This is a genomic window from Dyella sp. M7H15-1 (assembly GCF_004114615.1).
Classification (GTDB): domain Bacteria; phylum Pseudomonadota; class Gammaproteobacteria; order Xanthomonadales; family Rhodanobacteraceae; genus Dyella_B.
On record NZ_CP035300.1, the window covers coordinates 2,132,928 to 2,151,625 of the forward strand.

Sequence of the window (18,698 nt, forward strand, 5' to 3'; positions counted from 1 at the left end):
GGCATAAGACTTCGATAATGCTTGAGCAATGCCAATGCATAGGGGTGCCGCTCAGGAGTTAAGAATTTAGACCCAGGGGACTCAATCTAATACCGACTCACGATAGACTGCGGGAATCCTATTTAGCCAACGCTGGTAGGCCTTGACTGGACGACTATCGCGAACGCCATGTTGCATAACCACATAACCGCCGGGCGCCATCTGTCCAGAAGGAGCCTGTATATTTGCAGCCTGTGGTAACTCGAACAGCCGTTTCTGCCAGCCTTTACGCCACTCGCGCAGCGTGGGCCCCAGATTTTTCAAACCTTGTAGCGAAAACAAATCGGGGGCGAGCGGTAGAATCACTCGCTCTGCGGCAATGAGTGCCGAACGATTGATGGCCCCCAAATTAGGGCCTACGTCGATCAACACCAGCTCCGCTTTTGTTGCATCTGCTGCATGAAGAATGATTCGGTAAAACGCAGTAATGACCCGGAACGCCGCCTCCTCACCATCCAAGCATTTGGGCCAATTCTCCGAGAGTAAATCTTCAAAACGTGACAGAGCGAGATTTCCCGGCAACAAGGCCAACCCCTCTCGAATGCGCTCGACTGCGGGTGGTGCTATGTCCCCGGTACGACCCATCAATGGTCGCAAGTTACCGGAAACTGTGCCTTCGCCATCATTGCTCCAGAGCTGCTCAAGACGCTCCTCGTCCAAGAACATCGCACTCAAATTGGCTTGAGGATCAAGATCAACCACTAGAGTCTCCATTCCCCGATCAGCACTTTTTTATGTCCGCGCAATGCGCTTACTGGCGCAAGCATATGACGTTATGTCGACACATCGTTTTGAAACGCGTTTCGCCCTATTTCTCAAACGTAATGCTGGCCACCGCACCATTGGTATCCGTCCGTGGCCGCATCGATACATCCCAGCCATAGAGTTCGCACAATCGTCGCACGATGGCCAGGCCCAAGCCCGCACCGCTGCCACCCGCGCCTTCGCCACGCACACCACGCTGAAACAGGCGCTCGGCATCTTCCGGCTTGATGCCCGGCCCTGTGTCAATGATGTCGACCCGGCCTTTTTCCACTTGCACGGTAACGCGACCTTCCAGCGTGTACTTGATGGCATTGCCGATCAGGTTGGTCAGTGCCACGGACAGCACCGATGCGGGTGCGTTGACACTGACGGGATTCTTTTCGATCAGCTCGATCTCGATCGGCTTGTCCCGCACTTGCGGACGCTGGCTTTCGATGACGTCGGAGGCAACTTTGACCACCTCCGTGACTTCACCTCGCGTCGGACCGCGGCGTTCGGCTCGCGATAGCAACAACAACGCCTCGATCAACTCAGTCGCCTGACGCGACGCGCGTTCGATGCGCTTGAGGCGTTCACGCAGCTTGTCAGTGAGATCGGGCGATCCCTGCAACAACTCAGTGGTGCTGGAGATGACCGCCAATGGCGTGCGCAACTCGTGGCTCACGTCCGAATTGAATTCGCGATCGCGCTCGACTATCGCCGTAAGGCGAGTGGAATACTCATCCAGCACTTGGGCCAGCTCGCCGACTTCGTCGTCCGCGAAATGAGGCGCCAGCGGCTCCGCGCGACCTGTCCTGCGGAAATCGCGCAAACGGTTGGCCAACTCGCTGACCGGCTTGAGCACTTTGCGCGATAGCCATAGGCCGATCGCCAGCGACAGCAAACTAAACAGGATGACCGCTGAGACTAGCGAGGTAATGAGTTGCCGTTTGCCCAGATCTTCGCGGCTGATGTCGTAGCTGATGAAACCGATCAGTCCATACTTGCGCGCAACGGCCAGCTTGTAATGACGTGGACGGCCATCCTTGCCCATGTCCTGCATGTCGTAGACACCGGACGCAAGGTTCTGCCAGTCAAGCCGCGCCTTGTAGATAGTGCGGTCACTAAACATCCATGCATCGATCAACCTGGATCCGACCGGTTTGCTCGGGTCGGCGTGCGTAGATTCAACGGCTTGGTCAACGTCGCTTTGCAGGCTTGCATTGACCAACTGGTTTTCGACCTTGGCGCGCACATACAACGACGCGATAGCAAACAACGCACTGAGACCGAATCCAAACAGCGCGAAGGAGACAATGAGGCGAAAGCGCAGCTTACGCCGGGACTGCATCCGGATCGACCATGCGGTAACCGATGCCATGTCTGGTGTGGATCAACGCCTTGTCGAACGGCTTGTCGATCGCGGCACGCAGGCCATGGATATGTACGCGAAGGCTGTCGCTATCGGGCAGTTCCTCACCCCACACCTTCTGCTCGAGGTCTTGGCGGGTCACCACCGAAGGGCTGGCTTCCATCAGCGCCTGCAGCAGCTTCAGGCCGATCGGGTTGAGCTGGATCGATTTGCCCTCGCGGCTCACCGTCAGAGTGTCCAGGTTGTAAGTGAGATCAGCTACCTTCAGCACTCGGCTCTGCGGGCCTTTGCCGCGGCGTGCCAGTACTTCGAGGCGGGCAGCCAGTTCCTGCAGGGCGAATGGCTTGGTCATGTAGTCGTCGGCACCGGACTCGAAGCCTGTGAGCTTCTGCTCTAGGGCATCACGGGCGGTCAACATCAACACCGGGGTTTGTTTGTGGGCCTCATGGCGCAGCTTGCGGGCGACATCCAAGCCATCCATACCCGGCAGGGTGAGGTCTAGCACGATCACATCGAAATCGTGCACCACCGCCAGATGCAGGCCGGTGACGCCATCTCCGGCGAAATCCACTACATGGTCCCGACCCTCCAGATAATCACCAATATTGGTCGCGATATCGCTGTTGTCTTCAATCACCAGAACGCGCATGCGTCTCTCCCGCTACGCAACCGGCGCACAGGCCGGAGGAGGCACAAGCTTAACGAGTGCGGACGGCAAATGTTAAGCCGGATACTGAACGAAGGTTGGCGACCTGCTCGCCGCCCGGACTCGCCGACTGGAAAGAGGCAAAGAAAAAGCCCGGACGCTACGACCGTAAGTCGCTGCATCCGGGCTGAAGCTACTGCCCCGATACCGTCGTCTGCTGTCACCGGACCTTACGATTGAAGTGGCGAGCAAACAAACAGTGCGACCTTTATAAGGGTGAGGGGGTTACGTGATAGTTAACCGGCGCTCATTGCTGAGTTAACGTCGAAAAAATCAAGGAAAGGCGAACTCATTTCGCCCGATTCCCACTCTCCTTGCTGCGCTTTGCCGCTCTCCCGGCATGCCGTTCAAGATGCTTGATGATGTGCTCGGAAACGTTCACACCGGTTGCCGCCTCGATCCCTTCCAGTCCCGGGGAGGCATTCACTTCCAACACCAGCGGGCCACGGTTGGAACGCAACAGGTCGACACCCGCGATACCCAACCCAAGCGCCTGTGCGGCATTCACCGCGATATGCTGTTCGTCAGCAGTCAACTTGGCCGCCACAGCCGTGCCGCCGCGATGCAAATTAGCGCGGAACTCGCCAGGAACCGCGTCGCGCTGCATGGCCGCCACCACGTGGCCACCGACCACGAAGCAGCGCAGGTCGGAGCCCTTGGCCTCGGCGATGAACTCCTGCACCAGAAAGTTGGCGTACAGGCCGCGAAACGCCTCGACCACACTTTGCGAAGCACTGCGTTTTTCCGCCAGCACCACGCCGGTCCCCTGGCTGCCTTCATTGAGCTTGATCACGTGCGGCGGCTCGCCCAGCATGTCGAGCACATCGGTGGTGTCATCCGGGTTGTCACCAAAGACCGTCACCGGCATGTCCAGCCCTTTCGCGGCAAGAATTTGCAGACAGCGCAATTTGTCGCGCGCGCGCAGCACTGCATCGGAGGAGTTGGGCGTGTAAACACCCATCATCTCCAATTGACGCAATACGGCGGTACCGTAAAACGTGCTCGACGTGCCGATGCGCGGAATGGCGGCATCGATGTCGTGTAGGGTCTTGCCCTTGTAGCGAATCTTCACTTCACCCGGCGCAATGCGCACATAGCAGCGCAACGGATCGAGCACCCGCACGACATGGCCGCGCTCGCGCGCTACATCAACCAGGCGCTGCGTGGAGTAAAGCCGCGCATTACGCGACAGGATGGCGATTTTCACGGTTTGTCCACCATCGTGTGCGCAGGCCTGGGAAGGGTATAGGAAAGAGCAGGGTCGACTGTAAAGCGTCCGATCAAGGCGGTTCGCCCCAATAACATAGGAAATAACATATGTCGGCGATCGGTCAGATTTATGTCAACGTCGAAACGTTGGCCGGCAAGCATCACCTCGGTACGAATGAACCACCGCTCGCTGCGGCCACCACCGGTATCCACTACCACACGCCGGTCGCAGGCCGGGGCTTCGCACTGCACTTGATGCGCGGAACGCCGGCCAAGCCCCACCACAAAGCGCAGCCATGTATCACCATCGCGCGTGAAGGTTTCCAATTGGTCCACATGCAGTGAACTGCTGCGCGCACCGGTATCAAGCTTGGCTTTGAGTACAGGTATGCCGAACTGAGGCAACGCCAGCCGCTCCCGCCAACCAAGGGTCATCACGTTCGCCATGTCAGCTCACGCTGTTGGATTTGGAAGATCCCGGTGGAGCCGAAGGTGGTGTGGAGCAGGTGAAAGGAACAATTCATTCACCCTAAGCCCATGACAACATTTAATTTTTCTATCAATGGCTGAGCGAACGTAACCTATAACGATACCGACAAAGCTTAACATTCAACCTGAGAAAAACACCATCCTGCCCTTCCATCCTCTCCTCTGTTGGCTAGGTGGCATCAACCGTTTCGATCGGCTCGGCGAGGATGGCGCGCCAGGAGTTCACGGAATCAGGTAAGCAGTTCCCGGTGAGCGATTACCAAAGCCTTTCCCATACGAAAGGGACTGGCGGCGGTGGCGTACAACATCCTGCGACTGATGGGCCAGCAAGCGCTGCTTGGCAAGGATGCGACGCTGTATCAGGTATTCACCTGATGGATCGCGATGCCCGAGTACCGAAAATGACTACTTATGCAACGCAATAGCCAGGCACAAACAAACGCCCGGCAATCCATGGCTCCCTATCCATCACTCATGTAACCCGCATGCACGCTTAATTTTGCAACTGATCTCCACCTCACCCACCGGGTGATCGGTTGCCATGGGTGATCGCTATTGAGCGACTACTTTCAGAATTTAGTTCAGCGATCGGGCTGCCTGAATTGTCGTTTGATTAAAGATCCCATGGCCTATGTCAAGGATAGATGATCACCATCCCAACATCTGTAGAACAAATTTTCACATTCCCACTAATGTAAGGAGCATTACATGACCACAACATCCAACGGAGGACCAGGGGGACCGCGCCTGTCTCGGCGCAGATTCCTGGTTGGAACAGGTTCCGTCCTGGGCGCAGCGGCGCTCGGCGGCTTCAGTGCCCCACGCGCTGCCGCCGCCGGCACCCGGTACAGCACCTCCATCAGCAACGGCGCCCACACCCAGGCGCTGGTCATCGGCACCGGCTACGGTGGCTCGGTCGCTGCGCTGCGACTGGCCCAAGCGGGCGTCGGCGTCGAGATGATCGAGATGGGCATGGCCTGGGACACCCCAGGCTCGGACGGCAAGATCTTTTGCGACATGACCAGTCCGGACTACCGCTCGTACTGGCTGCGCACGCAGACCAAGTGCCCGGTGAACCACTTCCTCGGATTCCCCATCGACCGGAGCATCCCAAAATACACCGGGGTCCTAGACGCCGAGGATTTCGCCGGCATCACGGTGTATCAGGGCCGAGGCATCGGCGGTGGCTCCCTGGTGAACGGCGGCATGGCCGTGACGCCGCAGCGTGAGAACTTCGGCGCGATCCTGCCATCGGTCAACGCCGACGAGATGTACAACGTCTACTACCCGCGGGCCAACGCCGGGCTCGGCGTCGGGCTGGTGGACCCGACGTGGTTCAACACCACCGACTGGTACCAGTTCGCGCGCGTGGGCCGGAAGCAGGCCGATCGCTCCGGGTTCCCGTTCGTGTTCGTGCCGGACGTGTACGACTGGGACTACATGAAGCAGGAGGACACGGGCACCGTCCCGCGCTCGGCCCTGGCGCAAGAGGTGATTTACGGCAACAACTACGGCAAGAAGTCGCTGCAGAAGACGTACATACGCGCGGCGCTGGCCACCGGCAAGGTGAACATCTCGCCGCTGCACAAGGTAACCTCCGTGTCCCTAGCCCCCAACGGCGGCTACGTGGTTCTGATGGACCAGCTAGACACTTCCGGGAACGTCATTACCAGCAAGATGGTCACCGCCGACAAGGTGTTCTTCGCCGCCGGCAGTGTCGGAACCAGCAAACTGCTAGTACGCCTCCGCGATACCGGCGAGTTGCCGAACCTGAACGGGCAGGTCGGCCAAAACTGGGGCGACAACGGGAACATCATGGTGGGGCGCGCGAACCAGATCTGGGACCCCACTGGAGCCAAGCAATCCACGATCCCGTGCGGTGGCATCGACAACTGGGTCGCTGGCGGGGCATTCGCCGAGGTGGCCCCACTGCCTGCCGGCCTGGAGACGTGGGCGTCGCTGTATCTGTCGATCACGAACAACCAGCACCGCGCGCAGTTCACCTGGAACGCCGGCACGCAGCAGGTGGATCTGAGCTGGCAGCGGGCGTGGAAACAGCACGGAATCACGATGGCGAAGTCCATCTTCGATCGCATCAACCACACGGAGGGCACCATCTACCGCACCGACCTGTTCGGGGTCCACAAGACCTGGAACGACACCCTGACCTACCACCCCCTCGGCGGCGCGGTGCTGAACAAGGCCACTGACAACTACGGGCGGCTCGTCGGTTATCGGGGCCTGTACGTCATAGACGGCGCGCTGATCCCCGGCAACACCAGCGTCAACCCGTTCGTCACGATTACGGCGCTGGCCGAACGCAACATCGAGAACATCATTGCCAACGATGGTTGAGTGATGACCTGAACCGTGGTCTTTTGCGGTCTTCTGAGTAAAACCTGATTCCGTGAGCTCCTGACTCGCACCCCGCATTGCCCGCTTGCTTTGCGTGAGATCACCCACTCACCCGCCGGGTGAGTCAAAGATCACTCGCAAACCCAGACTCCATGCGCACTGTGCGTTAGGAGGTTACGGAATCAGGTAAAAATCTGGAGCGGGTGAAGGGAATCGAACCCTCGTCAGTAGCTTGGGAAGCTACAGCTCTACCATTGAGCTACACCCGCAACGCGTCCGTCGATGGTAACCGGCGGATGCCGCTTTTGGAATCCTGGGCGCGCAGATGAACCGGAGACCTGATTAGTACTGAGCATTGGAGAGGGCCGATGTCACTTGGTCATACTGGGGTAACTGTCCTTGCGGGCCTGTAGCTCCAGAACAACTGTTGATCGGCACCGTTAACGGATGAACCAAGAATGGTTGTGATGGGTTATCCCAGCGTGCCTACAATACTCACTTCCTTCGTCTCCGGAATTTCGTTGTACGACAACACATGCAAGCCCGCTGCAAACAGACGTGCGTAACGCGCAAGAATCGGGCGCAGACGCGGAATCACCAGCAGCAACGGCGAGATGCCCTGCTGCTTCAACTGCTCGCGTACAGCCGGCATGTTGAGTTGCATTTGGCCCAGTACATTCGGGTCGATCGGATAGTTGTCTAGCACGATGCGCCCGCCGCCCGCCTGTTCGGCACGACTGAGGTCGGCAAGCAACATGCGCTCCAGCTCCGGCGTCAGGCTGAAGCCCTTCACCTCTGGCTGCACGCCGGCAATGCCCGCGACGATTTGGCGGCGCAGCGCGCAACGCACCTCGGCCACCAACAACACCGGTTCCTTGGTGGTTTCGGAGGCTTCCACCAGGGTCGCGGCAATCGCTCCGATATCTTTCAGCGACACATTTTCAGTCAGCAACAAACGGAACACCTTGCGCAACTGGCTGTGCGTCATACATTTGCCCAACGCATCGCTCAACGCAGGGGCCAGTGCCGTCAAACGCTCCAGCATCGCCGTGACATTGTCGAAACTGAAAAGCTCCGATAGATGATCGTGCACCACTTTGGAGACATGCGTGGCGATGACCGTGGCGCAATCCACCACCTGATAACCCAATCCCAGGGCGTGTGCCTTTTCGCTCGGCTCGATCCAGGTGACGCGCATGCCGTAAGCCGGGTCCACACCTGGCACGCCATCCAGATCACCGTAAACAGATGGTGATGGAATCGCCATCAGGCGATCGGCATGCACCTGTGCCTGCTCGACCACCGTGCCGCTGAGGATGATGGAGTATTGCGCAGGCGGCTGACCGAGATCGTCACGTGCACCTATCGGGGGCACCAGAAAACCCAGGGTTTCGGACAGGCTCTGGCGCATGCCGCGCAAACGCTTGGTAAGCGGCGAACCTTGTGCCTCGTCGATCATGCCCACTAGCTTGTAACCCAGCGACACGGATACCGACTCCACGTACGGCAAACTGGCCCAATCCAGCGCGGGCTGGTTGGGGGCGAGCGGCGCCGCCTCCACCTCGCGCACCGAAGTGTCTTCGGGCTGTCCCTGCTTGCGCTGCAAGCGCCAGCCGATGAAGCCCAGCAGTGCGGCAAAACCAAGGAAGGTAAGCGCCGGCATGCCCGGCAGCAGCGCCAGCAGGAACAGCAGGCTCGCACCGCCGAACAGCACATTCGGCGAAGCCAGCAACTGCTTGCTGAGCTGCTGGTCGAGATCACCATCCGAACTGATACGCGTGACGATGATCGCCGCGGCGGCCGACAACAGCAGCGCCGGAATCTGCGCCACCAGGCCGTCACCGATGGTGAGCAGGCCAAACAGGTGGAATGCTTCGGATGCACTCAGGCCGTGCATCAGCATGCCGATCGCCACACCGCCGATCAGGTTGATGATCAGCACCAGGATGCCGGCGATGGCATCACCACGCACGAACTTGGACGCACCGTCCATCGACCCGTAGAAATCCGCTTCGGTGGCGATTTCGGCGCGACGCTGCTGCGCCTGCTCCTGGGTGATCAGGCCAGCGTTAAGATCGGCGTCGATCGCCATCTGCTTGCCGGGCAGCGCATCCAGGGTGAAACGCGCCGACACTTCGGAAATACGCTCCGACCCCTTGGTCACCACCACGAAGTTGATGATCATCAAAATGACGAACACCACCAGGCCGACCACGAAGTTGTTGCCGATCACTACGTTACCGAAGGCTTCGACCACGTGACCGGCCGCATCGGTGCCGTTATGGCCGTTGAGCAGCACCGCGCGCGTGGAGGCCACGTTGAGCATCAGGCGCATCAAGGTCGCACCCAGGATCACGGTGGGGAAAGCCGAAAAATCCAGCGGCTTCTTCACCGTCACGCTGACCAGGATCACCACCACCGCCAAGGCGATGTTGAACGTGAACAGCACGTCCAGCAACATCGGCGGCAACGGCAGGATCAGCATGCCGAGGATGATCAACAGCGCGATCGGTGCGCCGAATTTCTGCTTGCGCAGGTGGATCATGAAAGCGGTCATCATATTCATGGCTGATGTGGATCGGATAGGTTTTGGGGAATGTCGAAATCAGTGGGCAACAACGGCTGGGCCGAACGCTGCCCCTTGCGGAACGCCTTGATCTGCAGCACGTAGGTCAACACCTGCGCCACCGCGCGATACAGCACCGCGGGAATCTGCTGGTTGACCTGGCTGCTGCGGTAGATGGCGCGTGCCAGCGGTGGCATCTCCAGCACCTCGACCTTGTGCTCGCGCGCCACCTGGCGGATGAACAACGCGGTCTCATCGATGCCCTTGGCCAGCACATAGGGCGCTTGCGCCTTGTTTTCGTCGTACTTCAGCGCCACGGCATAGTGGGTCGGATTGACTACCACCACATCCGCATCCGGCACCATCTTGCGGATGCTGCGGTGAGCCATCTGGCGCTGCAACTGACGAATGCGGCTCTTCACTTCCGGCCGGCCTTCGTTGTTCTTGTGTTCTTCCTTCACATCTTTCTTGCTCATGCGTTGTTCGCGCATGTACAGCATTTTTTGCAGCGGCACGTCGATCAGCGAAAAAGCGATCAGGATCGCGCTGAGCACCAGCACCGAATCCATCAACAAGGTTGTGCCGCCGTGCAGCGCGTCGACCATGGGCACGCCCTGCAGGCGCGCGAAACCATCCAGATTGGCACGGCATAGGTACCACAGCACCGCACCGACAGCGATCACCTTCACAAGGGTGGTGCCAAGCTGCGCATAGTGCTTGCCCGACACCAGCCGCTTCAGATTGCTCAGCGGATTGAGCCGGTTGAACTTGGGCGCGAAATTCTTCGGCACGAACATCCAGCCGCCCGGAATCATCGACGCCGCGATCACGCATAAAGGCACGGCCAGCAGCGGCAACACCATCTTCGCGACCAGGAATAGTACGCTCGGAAACATCAGCGAGCTGGCGTTGTTCACGGCATCCAGCCCGTCATCCAACCCGTCGAAACGCGCCAGCGACAGCGCGAACAAGTGGCGTAAGTCAGCCAGCCAACTCGGCATCAGCATGATCAGGATCTTCAGCGCGACAAACAGCCCCGCCGCCGTGCCGATATCCTTGGAACGTGCAACCTGCCCTTCTTCGCGTGCCTTGCGCAGCTTTTGCGGGGTGGCCTTTTCAGTCTTGTCGCCGGTGCTAGCCTGCATTTCTTACACTCCTTCGTAGCGAGGGCGTCGAGCCGCCGGCCTGAGGCACGATGCGGGCCGAGGGCGAGTGCAGGCGTACTCGACCGTACGTCAAGCTCGCCCTCGGTTCGCAGCGCGCCTCAGGCCGAGTGGATCGGCGGCCGCAGTAGAAGGAGTGTGAGAAATGCAGGCTCATCTGACTCATACCTTGCCTCCCCGCGCGGCCATGCTATCGAGCAGGTCCAGTACGTGCGCCATCATGCGGCTGAAATGTTCGGGCACCGCCGGTACCAGCACGATCACCAGCAGCAAGCCAAACAGCGTGTAGATCGCAAAGCCAAGCGAAAACAGATTCAGCGTTGGCGCGACACGGCTGAGAAAGCCCATACCCACCTGCACCACCATGATCGCGAAGACGATCGGCAAGGCCATCATCAACGCCACCGCAAACACCCAGCCCACGGCGTGCGCCATGTGTTGCAACGATGCCGCGTCCACGCCACCGCTGCCGATCGGCCAGATGTGGAAGCTGCGCGACAACACCTGCGTCACCACCAGATGGCCGTCCATCGAGAAGAACAACAGCATGAACAGTACATACAACAGGCTCGACATCGCATCGCTCTGTGTACCGTTGACCGGGTCGTTCAACATCGCCATCGATAGGCCCATCTGCGACGAGATCAAGGTACCCAGCACCATCAGTCCAGCCAGCACCAGATGGAAAGCGAAACCCAGCACCGCGCCGACCATGATTTGTTCGGCCATCGCCGCGATGCCCGGCACCGAAATCGGATCGACCTGTGGCATCTCCGGCAAGGCGGGTTGCGCCACGATCGCCAGCGCCAGCGCAATCAAAGCGCGGGCGCGCATCGGAATCATCGCTTCACCCAACACGGGCGCGGCGGCCAGCGTCGCCATGAAGCGGCAAAACGGCCACACAACAGCCGCGACCAGCGCAGGTAGCTGTTGTATGAGCTGTTCCATGGCTATCCCACCAACTGCGACGCTTTCTGGAAAATGGTCACGGTGTACTGCATCAGCTTGTCACTGACCCAGTACCCCGTCAGACCAATCGCCGTGAGCGTCACCATCAGGCGCGGCAGAAAGCTCATGGTCTGTTCGTTGATCTGCGTGGCGGCCTGGAACAGGCTGACCAGCACACCCACCACCAGACCCGGCGCAATTAGCACCATCAGAATCAACATCACCAGGCGCAGGGCGTCGGCAATCAGCTCAGCGGCAATATCCGGCGTCATGGTAAGAGCCTCTTTAGGGTCTCGGCGTAGCCCGCGTTGCTACGGTGCGTCCGCCAGGTGGTAGTGCGCGGCGCAGCGCTTGCCTGGCTGGCAAGCCAAGCCGCGCACTGCCGCATGGTGGATGCACCGTGGCAACCCGAAGGGCCGGGTCGGTTTGCCCGCCGGGCTGCGTCCTCACTCAGTTGTGTATCGACATACACGCCTTCGTTCCTCCTTGCCCGTCAGGCAAACAGATCCCGGCGCGGGCCACGCCGAGACCCTAAAGCGGCTCTAAAAGCTCTTGATGCTGGTGATCAGCGTACTAACCGTGAGCGACCAACCGTCCACTAATACGAACAACAGCAGCTTCAGCGGCAGCGATATCACCAGTGGCGACAACATCATCATGCCCATCGCCATCAGAATCGACGCGACGATGATGTCGATTAGCAAAAAGGGGATGAACAGCATGCATCCGATCTGGAAGGCTGTCTTCAGTTCACTGAGCAGGAACGCTGACAGCTTCACCACGAAGGAATGCTCCATCGGGTCTGCCACTTCCGGCGCATTGGCCAGCTTGGCAACGTGTGCCAAGGTGGCCTTGCTGGTCTGCGCCAGCATGAACTTGGACAGCGGGTCTTCCGCTTCGCGCAAGGCGTCCTGCATGCTGATCTGATCCTGGTCGTAAGGCACCACGGCCTTGTCCCAAACCTGTTTGGCCACCGGCTGCATGGTCAGCATGGTCAGTACCAGCGCGACGCCGGTGATGATGCGTGGCGGCAGTCCCTGCTGCAGGCCAAGGCCTTGGCGCAACAGCGACAACACAATCGTGTAACGCAGAAAGCTGGTCATGGTGAGCAACAGCGCGGGCACCAACCCGAGCAGCGTCATCAACACCAAAATCTGGGTCTTCACCGTAAACGGCTTGTCGCTGCCATCGTTGATGGAGATGCTCAGCGGTTCAGCCAGTGCAGGCTGCGCAATCAACAATCCAGGTACCAGCACAGCCAGAGTCACCTTGACGCTCTTGCGCAGCCAAATCTTCATGACGTGAGCGCCTCAAGATCTTCCAGCTCGACGATCTTCAGGCCGTAGTTCTCGCCCGAGACCACCACTTCGGCACGACCGATCTGCGCGCCATTCACCTTGATCGCCAGTGGCTCGCCGGCGAGGCGATCCAGTTCGACCACCGAACCCTGCTCCAACGCAGCCAGCTCGGATAGCGACATGCTAGCGGCGCCTACTTCCAGGGTCAGACGCACGGGAATCTTGCGCAGCATGCGCATGGAGGGGCGGCGCGGTGTTTCCAGCGCGGCGGGCGCTTCCAGCATGTCCAACTCGTCCAGGTTCAGGTCAAGATCGTCCACGTGTTCAAGGCTCATATCGGTTTCACTCAGCGTTTTCGAAAGAAGTAAGGCAAAGGGTGCCGCCATGTTCGGCAACAGCGGCATGGAACAAACAGGTGTCGCCTACCATTACCTCGGCGGTATCAGGCATGCGCACCGGCAATACATCGCCGGGTGCCAGACGCATCACGTCGTCCAGCAACCATTCTTTGGTCAGCATGCGTGCCGACAGCCTGATCGGCAGACGTTCGGCCAGTGGCGTTTCGTTTTTCGCCACGGGTGTGGCCGTAGCGCGGCGCGGTGCGGCAGCGGCAAAGATCAGACCCAACCAGGCGTCATCGACAGCGATTTCGAGCAGGCCGGCGATGCCAAGATGGCGTTCCTCCATCTCGATACGGATGATGCGATCACTCATCGCCGGCATACGCAGGGGTTCCGGTACAAAGCCGACATCCATCGACGGCATCACGCAGGTGCGCAATACATCGAGCAGCGCCAAGCCCGTTGCGGCACCAAAGCGGCGCTCGGTTTCGATTTCAGGCGAGTTCTCGTCGATCTTCATCGCGCCTTTGTCGCCATAGTGATAACCCAGCATGGCGAGCAACAGACGACGCTCCAACCGCACCGACAACGTGCCCGCCGGCGTGATGTAAGTACGCCATGACGCGTCACCCTGACCTGCCACATACGAACCGATAGCAACGTGGTTGATGACAAACCCCGCGCCATGGCGATGATTGAAGCGGCCCGCCAGATGGCGATCGAGCTGGCGCCCGAGGCGTTGATTGAAATCTTCCAGCAGATGGAACGGCCGACCCAGCGTGCACGGGTCCAGTACCTGATGACGGCGCTCTGCCGTGGAAGAAGGATGGCGGCTGGACATCGACACGGCGTGCTTACCCTCGATAGCTCGACTAGGACGCCATTCTCGGTGGCTCAGGGCGAGGGGCTAAGCAATCTCAAAGCAATCAAAATCAAAGCGTTCACATCGCGTAGGTTGGGGTGCAAACCCCAACATCGTCATCCATCACGAATCTCGATGTTGGGGTTTGCACCCCAACCTACACAAGCTAAAAAAAGCCGGTTCTTGCGAACCGGCCCTGGCCTTCCATGGAACCTTGTTGCTCCCTGATTACTGGATCAGCGACAGCACCATCTGGTTCATGCTCGAAGCCTGCTTGAGCATCGCCGTGCTGGCCTGCAGCAAGATCTGCTGCGAGGACATGTTCGCGCTTTCCGAAGCGTAGTCCACGTCCATGATGCGGCCCGTGGCGTCGGTGGTGTTGCCCACCATGTTCGCCAAGTTGTTGAAGGTGTGCTCAAGGCGGTTCTGCACCGCACCCAGCGCGGAGCGGATGCCACCCACAGACGCCAGCGCGTCGTTGATCAGGTCGATCTGCCCGTTCGCGTCATCGGTAAGCTCTGTACCCGCAATACCGCTGGTGTAGGAGGCCGAGATCGCGCCGAAAGATGTCTTGACGCCAGTCAGCTCGGTGCTGACGTCCACGTCCATCGTCTCATCGCTGGTGGCGCCGATCTGGAAGGTGATGGCAGCGGTCAGCTTGCCGGCGGTGTCAAATAACTTCTCGCCACCGTACGACGTGTTCTTCACAATGTTGGCCAGTTCCTTGCCCAATGCATCGTATTCGGCCTGCAGCGCGTCGACGTCGGCTTGTGTCGAAGAACCGTCCGCCGCCTGCGTGGCAAGGTCCTTCATGCGGTACAGGATATTGGTCACTTCATTGAACGCACCTTCAGCCGTCTGCAGCATCGAGGTAGCGTTCTGGGTGTTCTGCATCGCGACCTTCATGCCGCTGGTCTGCGCCTGCAGACGGGTGGCGATCTGAAGACCGGCCGCGTCGTCCTTGGCGGAGTTGATGCGGTAACCCGTACCCAGGCGGGTCATCGAGGTGGAAAGAGCGCTCTGCGTGTTCGCCAAGTTCTTCTGGATCGTCAGCGCGGAAGCGTTGGTATGCAAGCTCAACATGGTCGTATGTTCCTCTAAGGGAGTGTTTGGTTCGATTAGGGGTTTGATGCGACCTCGGTGGGCCACGATGAGTAAAGACGACAGTTGAGGAGGAGGTTTTAAGCGGTTCGAGAAAATTTTTTGCGAGCTTCTGATGTTGGGGTTTGCACCCCAACCTACGAACCGCTTTGCACCATGCGTTGAATTTGCTTGGCCACGTTGACGAGTTTGTCCTCGTACGCGGCATCGGTGGCGTAACCGCCCTGCTTGAGACCACGACTGAATGCACGCGCATCGTGTCCGGCGTTCAACGCTGCCGCGTAGCGTGGGTTGTCTTTCAGCAATCGCGTGTAATCGTGGAAGGCGCTGTCGTAACTGGAGTAGGCACGAAAGTTCTGGGCAAGCCGGACATCCTGGCCATCCAAGTGTTCGACCGTCATCGCGCTAACGGATTTACCTTGCCAACGCTTGCCGGCCTTGATACCAAACAAGTTGTAGACGCTACGGCCTTCCGACTTCACCGGCTGCAGGCCCCAGTTGGATTCCAAGGCGGCATGCGCGGCGATGATGTGCGGCGAAGTGCCAAGCTGCGCGCCAGCCTGTTCGGCCCAGGGCGCGATTTCTTCCAGGAAGGCCAGGCGCTGTGCTTCGTTGGTATACACGGATGCCGATCCTGCCTTATGCACGGAGGCCGAGTGATCGCCCGCCAGATATGCCGCCAACCATGCCTGCCCACCTGCATGGAGCTGCGAGGGAAGCGATGCCATCGCCAGGGTGGACGATGATGATTGAGCGAAACCGTTTTCGATGGTGTCGCGGATCTCGGCATGCAAGCTGCCGTATGCAGACGAAAATCCGGCCCCGCTCGCAGCGGGCCGGATCGGCAAGGCCATGTCGTCAAAACGATGGCTGGCGGAAAAGGCCGCTGATTCAGCCCGGAGCATAAGTGTGCTGTTCCCCACGCAGTACGCGCTGCATGATGTCGTATTGGGAGGCCAGCAGCTGTCCATTGCGCAAGGTCGATGCCTTGCATTGCATAGCCAGTTGTTTCAATTCGGCGCAACGCTTTTCCAGCGCCTGACGCGCCAATTTGCTCTTGGCCGCCGGCAGGCGATTGGCAAGCGTGGTCGCTACGTGGAGCAGTTGCATGCGCGCGCGGCGGCGCTGATCAAGCCGCGCTACTTCCTGGGCGATGGCATCGCCAACCTGCACCAACGACGTAGTGTCCAGCCGCTTGGCTGTCTGGAATTGCTCGTCGAGCATGCCGGACAGTTTGCGATAGGCGGCCAATTCGCTATCGAGATCTTCGAGCGCGCGCTTCAACATGGTGGCTTACCTTTTGCCACCGTGGATAGACATGATCAGACTGGACAATTTGTCGGCGTCGAAACGAATCGCGCCGCTTTGCATGGCTGCCTTGATCTCGGCGATGCGGGTCACATCGAAGTCCGGCGCGGCTTGGCGCAGGGCATCGTGTGCCACCTGCAGCGTGGCGAAATCCTCGCCCGCGCGAATCTCAGGCTGCGCTGCGGTCGGAGTCGCCACCGGCATGCCAACCGGTGTCTCGGACGATCTGACCGAAGCATTCTGGATTGCTGCGATGTTGGGGATGTTGGTGATTTGCATGGTGATGACCTTGCCCACCGGGCATTGGAACAGGTAAAAAGTTGGTTGGTGACGGTAGTAGACGACCTTTCAGCGTGTTTCGTTAAATCCTTTTGTAGGTTGGGGTGCAAACCCCAACATCGCCATCTCTCACAAACCACGGTGTTGGGGTTTACACCCAACCTACGAGGCGGCATCGATCCCCTCCATCAATGGGACGACCGACGTTGGCCTGCCGAACATCTGCTCCATCATCCGCGCCCGCTCCTGCGTCAGCACCAGGAACTCAATGCGGCGATTGAGTGCGCCACGGGGATCGACGGGATCCAGCGGAGCTCGGTCAGCCATGCCAACCACCTGCAACAGTTGATCGATGGATAACCCACCCTGCAGCAAGCTATTGCGAGCAGCCATGGCACGCTCGCTGGATAAATGCCAATTGGAACGCAGCATGGGATGGGGATATTTCCGCGCGTCGGTGTGGCCGACCACCAGCATAGGATTCCCAACCTGGGTCAACAACTGTCCGATGCGCTGCATCAAATCATGGAAAACCGGGTCTGGCACCGCACTACCCAGTTCGAAGATGCCGCGCCGGTGGGTATCGTGCAGCATAATGCGCAAGCCGGAAGGCGTGATGACAGCCTGCAGATTGGCCTGCAGATTGGCATCGCGCGCCGCCTGTTCCACAGCGGCTGCCAAGGCCCTCAATTCATCGTCGGAGCCGTACTCCATCGGCACGCCATCGCCCTCGTGGCCATCTTGCGCCTGCGGCATGGCTACCAGCGGCTCCATCAGACTGGGCTGTTCCGGTCGCGGCACATCGGCCTCGAAAATGCCCGTGCCACCGTCATACATCGCGCTGATGTGAAGCTTGTGGATCGCTTCTTCCTTGTCACGCGTGGTGAGAATCCACAGCACCATGAACAGGCACAGCAAGGCCAGGCAGAAATCGGCGAAAGCGACTTTCCAGTTACCGCCATGGTCCTCATGATGGGCACGGCGGGAAACCTTCTTGACGATAGTTTCCTCCTGGCGTCGTCCCGGCTTTGCGGCAGCGGTACTCACGCACGTGCTCCGTCAAGCTGATTGATCCAGCCTTCCATCTGCACGAAGCTCGGCTTGCTGCTCAGCGGCACCAGACGGCGACCTGCATCCACCGCCAGCAACGGCGGCTTGCCGCCCGCATAGGCCACCAGCACCACTTTGACGCATTCCAGTTCGGACACTTCATTCTTGACCACCTGCTGGATCATGTTGCTGAGCGGATCCAACACGCCGTAGCACATGAACACACCCAGGAAGGTACCCATCATCGCCGCACCGACCTTGTGCGCGATGATGCCGGCGGTGGCGCCATCGGCCACGCTGCTCATCGCCATCACCACGCCGAGCACGGCGGCGATGATGCCGAAGCCTGGCATGGCGTCGGAAATCTTGCGCAGGGATTTGGACGGCTGTTCCAGGTCGCCATGGATCGCTACCAGCTCCTGGTCCAGCACGCCTTCCAGTTCGTGCGCGTTGATCTTGCCCATCGCCATCAGGCGAAAATTGTCCACGATGAAGGCCAGCAGCTTGGGCGAAGCCAGCACCATGGGATAACGCTTGAACAACGGGCTTTCGTGCGGCGCTTCGACGTGGGCGTCGAGTGCTTTCAGATCGCGACCGACCTGCAGCAGCTCATACATCAATGTCAGCAACTGACGTTCGAACGCCTGCTTGGCGGTGGACTTGCTGCCCGTCATGATCTTGCACAACTGGCCCATCAACTCTTTGAGTACATGGGGAGGATTACCCAGCACCAGCGCGCCGGTCGCCGCACCGATGATGATCAGGATTTCGATGGGCTGCCACAGGATGGCGAAGCTGCCGCCCATGAAAAGAAAGCCGCCGAAGACGCAAACCAACACGATAAAAATGCCGATGAGCTGCTGCATGG

The 18,698-nt window shown here is 59.5% G+C and carries 19 protein-coding genes and 1 tRNA gene; 1 reads left to right on the plus strand and 19 read right to left on the minus strand.

The window, feature by feature from the left end; translation table 11 throughout:
* Positions 1-81 precede the first annotated feature (81 nt).
* From EO087_RS09960 to EO087_RS09980, 5 genes are all read right to left on the minus strand, one after another.
* Positions 82-741, minus strand: coding sequence for an AAA family ATPase (locus EO087_RS09960; RefSeq protein ID WP_205744342.1), 660 nt, complete (start codon positions 739-741; stop codon positions 82-84).
* A gap of 106 nt (positions 742-847) precedes the next feature.
* Positions 848-2,134, minus strand: a complete 1,287-nt coding sequence (locus EO087_RS09965) for a HAMP domain-containing sensor histidine kinase (protein ID WP_128898734.1) — start codon at positions 2,132-2,134, stop codon at positions 848-850.
* Positions 2,118-2,804, minus strand: a complete 687-nt coding sequence (locus tag EO087_RS09970) for a response regulator transcription factor (protein ID WP_128898735.1) — start codon at positions 2,802-2,804, stop codon at positions 2,118-2,120. Before EO087_RS09970 ends, EO087_RS09965 begins: the two co-directional genes overlap by 17 nt.
* Before the next feature lie 346 nt (positions 2,805-3,150).
* A complete protein-coding gene (gene rimK, locus EO087_RS09975; protein ID WP_128898736.1) occupies positions 3,151-4,068 on the minus strand; it encodes a 30S ribosomal protein S6--L-glutamate ligase in 918 nt (305 codons plus the stop codon).
* On the minus strand, positions 4,065-4,517 hold the full coding sequence (locus tag EO087_RS09980) for a RimK/LysX family protein (protein ID WP_128898737.1): 453 nt from the start codon (positions 4,515-4,517) through the stop codon (positions 4,065-4,067). Before EO087_RS09980 ends, rimK begins: the two co-directional genes overlap by 4 nt.
* 750 nt (positions 4,518-5,267) lie before the next feature.
* Here EO087_RS09980 and EO087_RS09985 point away from each other — a divergent pair.
* The gene (locus tag EO087_RS09985) at positions 5,268-6,914 is read left to right on the plus strand and encodes a GMC oxidoreductase (protein WP_205744343.1); all 1,647 of its coding nucleotides are present in this window, start codon (positions 5,268-5,270) and stop codon (positions 6,912-6,914) included.
* A 195-nt stretch (positions 6,915-7,109) separates the two neighbouring features.
* Here the strand turns inward: EO087_RS09985 and EO087_RS09990 are convergent.
* The 14 genes from EO087_RS09990 to motA form a co-directional block, all read right to left on the minus strand.
* Positions 7,110-7,183, minus strand: a tRNA-Gly gene (locus tag EO087_RS09990).
* A 203-nt stretch (positions 7,184-7,386) separates the two neighbouring features.
* Positions 7,387-9,480 (minus strand): flagellar biosynthesis protein FlhA, encoded by a 2,094-nt coding sequence (locus tag EO087_RS09995; protein WP_128898738.1) that lies wholly within the window; start codon positions 9,478-9,480, stop codon positions 7,387-7,389.
* Entirely contained in the window at positions 9,477-10,625 is a 1,149-nt protein-coding gene (locus EO087_RS10000; RefSeq protein WP_128898739.1) for a flagellar type III secretion system protein FlhB, read from the minus strand. Before EO087_RS10000 ends, EO087_RS09995 begins: the two co-directional genes overlap by 4 nt.
* A 180-nt stretch (positions 10,626-10,805) precedes the next feature.
* Complete coding sequence (fliR, locus tag EO087_RS10005; RefSeq protein WP_128898740.1) at positions 10,806-11,591, minus strand: flagellar biosynthetic protein FliR; 786 nt, start codon at positions 11,589-11,591, stop codon at positions 10,806-10,808.
* A 2-nt stretch (positions 11,592-11,593) separates the two neighbouring features.
* Positions 11,594-11,863 carry a flagellar biosynthetic protein FliQ gene (locus EO087_RS10010; protein ID WP_128898741.1) on the minus strand — a complete coding sequence of 90 codons (270 nt, stop codon included), beginning with the start codon at positions 11,861-11,863 and terminating at the stop codon, positions 11,594-11,596.
* Between the two features lie 270 nt (positions 11,864-12,133).
* Positions 12,134-12,889 (minus strand): flagellar type III secretion system pore protein FliP, encoded by a 756-nt coding sequence (gene fliP, locus EO087_RS10015; RefSeq protein WP_128898742.1) that lies wholly within the window; start codon positions 12,887-12,889, stop codon positions 12,134-12,136.
* Positions 12,886-13,224, minus strand: coding sequence for a flagellar motor switch protein FliN (gene fliN / locus EO087_RS10020; RefSeq protein ID WP_128898743.1), 339 nt, complete (start codon positions 13,222-13,224; stop codon positions 12,886-12,888). The genes fliP and fliN overlap by 4 nt, the downstream gene beginning before the upstream one ends.
* Before the next feature lie 7 nt (positions 13,225-13,231).
* Complete coding sequence (locus tag EO087_RS10025; protein ID WP_240669195.1) at positions 13,232-14,071, minus strand: FliM/FliN family flagellar motor C-terminal domain-containing protein; 840 nt, start codon at positions 14,069-14,071, stop codon at positions 13,232-13,234.
* A 249-nt stretch (positions 14,072-14,320) separates the two neighbouring features.
* On the minus strand, positions 14,321-15,175 hold the full coding sequence (locus tag EO087_RS10030) for a flagellin (protein WP_128898745.1): 855 nt from the start codon (positions 15,173-15,175) through the stop codon (positions 14,321-14,323).
* A gap of 155 nt (positions 15,176-15,330) precedes the next feature.
* Positions 15,331-16,098, minus strand: a complete 768-nt coding sequence (locus tag EO087_RS10035) for a glucosaminidase domain-containing protein (RefSeq protein WP_164931810.1) — start codon at positions 16,096-16,098, stop codon at positions 15,331-15,333.
* Positions 16,085-16,480, minus strand: a complete 396-nt coding sequence (gene flgN, locus EO087_RS10040; protein ID WP_128898747.1) for a flagellar export chaperone FlgN — start codon at positions 16,478-16,480, stop codon at positions 16,085-16,087. Before flgN ends, EO087_RS10035 begins: the two co-directional genes overlap by 14 nt.
* Positions 16,481-16,486: 6 nt before the next feature.
* Entirely contained in the window at positions 16,487-16,780 is a 294-nt protein-coding gene (locus EO087_RS10045) for a flagellar biosynthesis anti-sigma factor FlgM (protein WP_128898748.1), read from the minus strand.
* Between the two features lie 162 nt (positions 16,781-16,942).
* Complete coding sequence (locus tag EO087_RS10050; RefSeq protein WP_128898749.1) at positions 16,943-17,827, minus strand: flagellar motor protein MotB; 885 nt, start codon at positions 17,825-17,827, stop codon at positions 16,943-16,945.
* Positions 17,824-18,696 (minus strand): flagellar motor stator protein MotA, encoded by an 873-nt coding sequence (motA, locus tag EO087_RS10055; protein WP_128898750.1) that lies wholly within the window; start codon positions 18,694-18,696, stop codon positions 17,824-17,826. Before motA ends, EO087_RS10050 begins: the two co-directional genes overlap by 4 nt.
* Between the last annotated feature and the right edge of the window lie 2 nt (positions 18,697-18,698).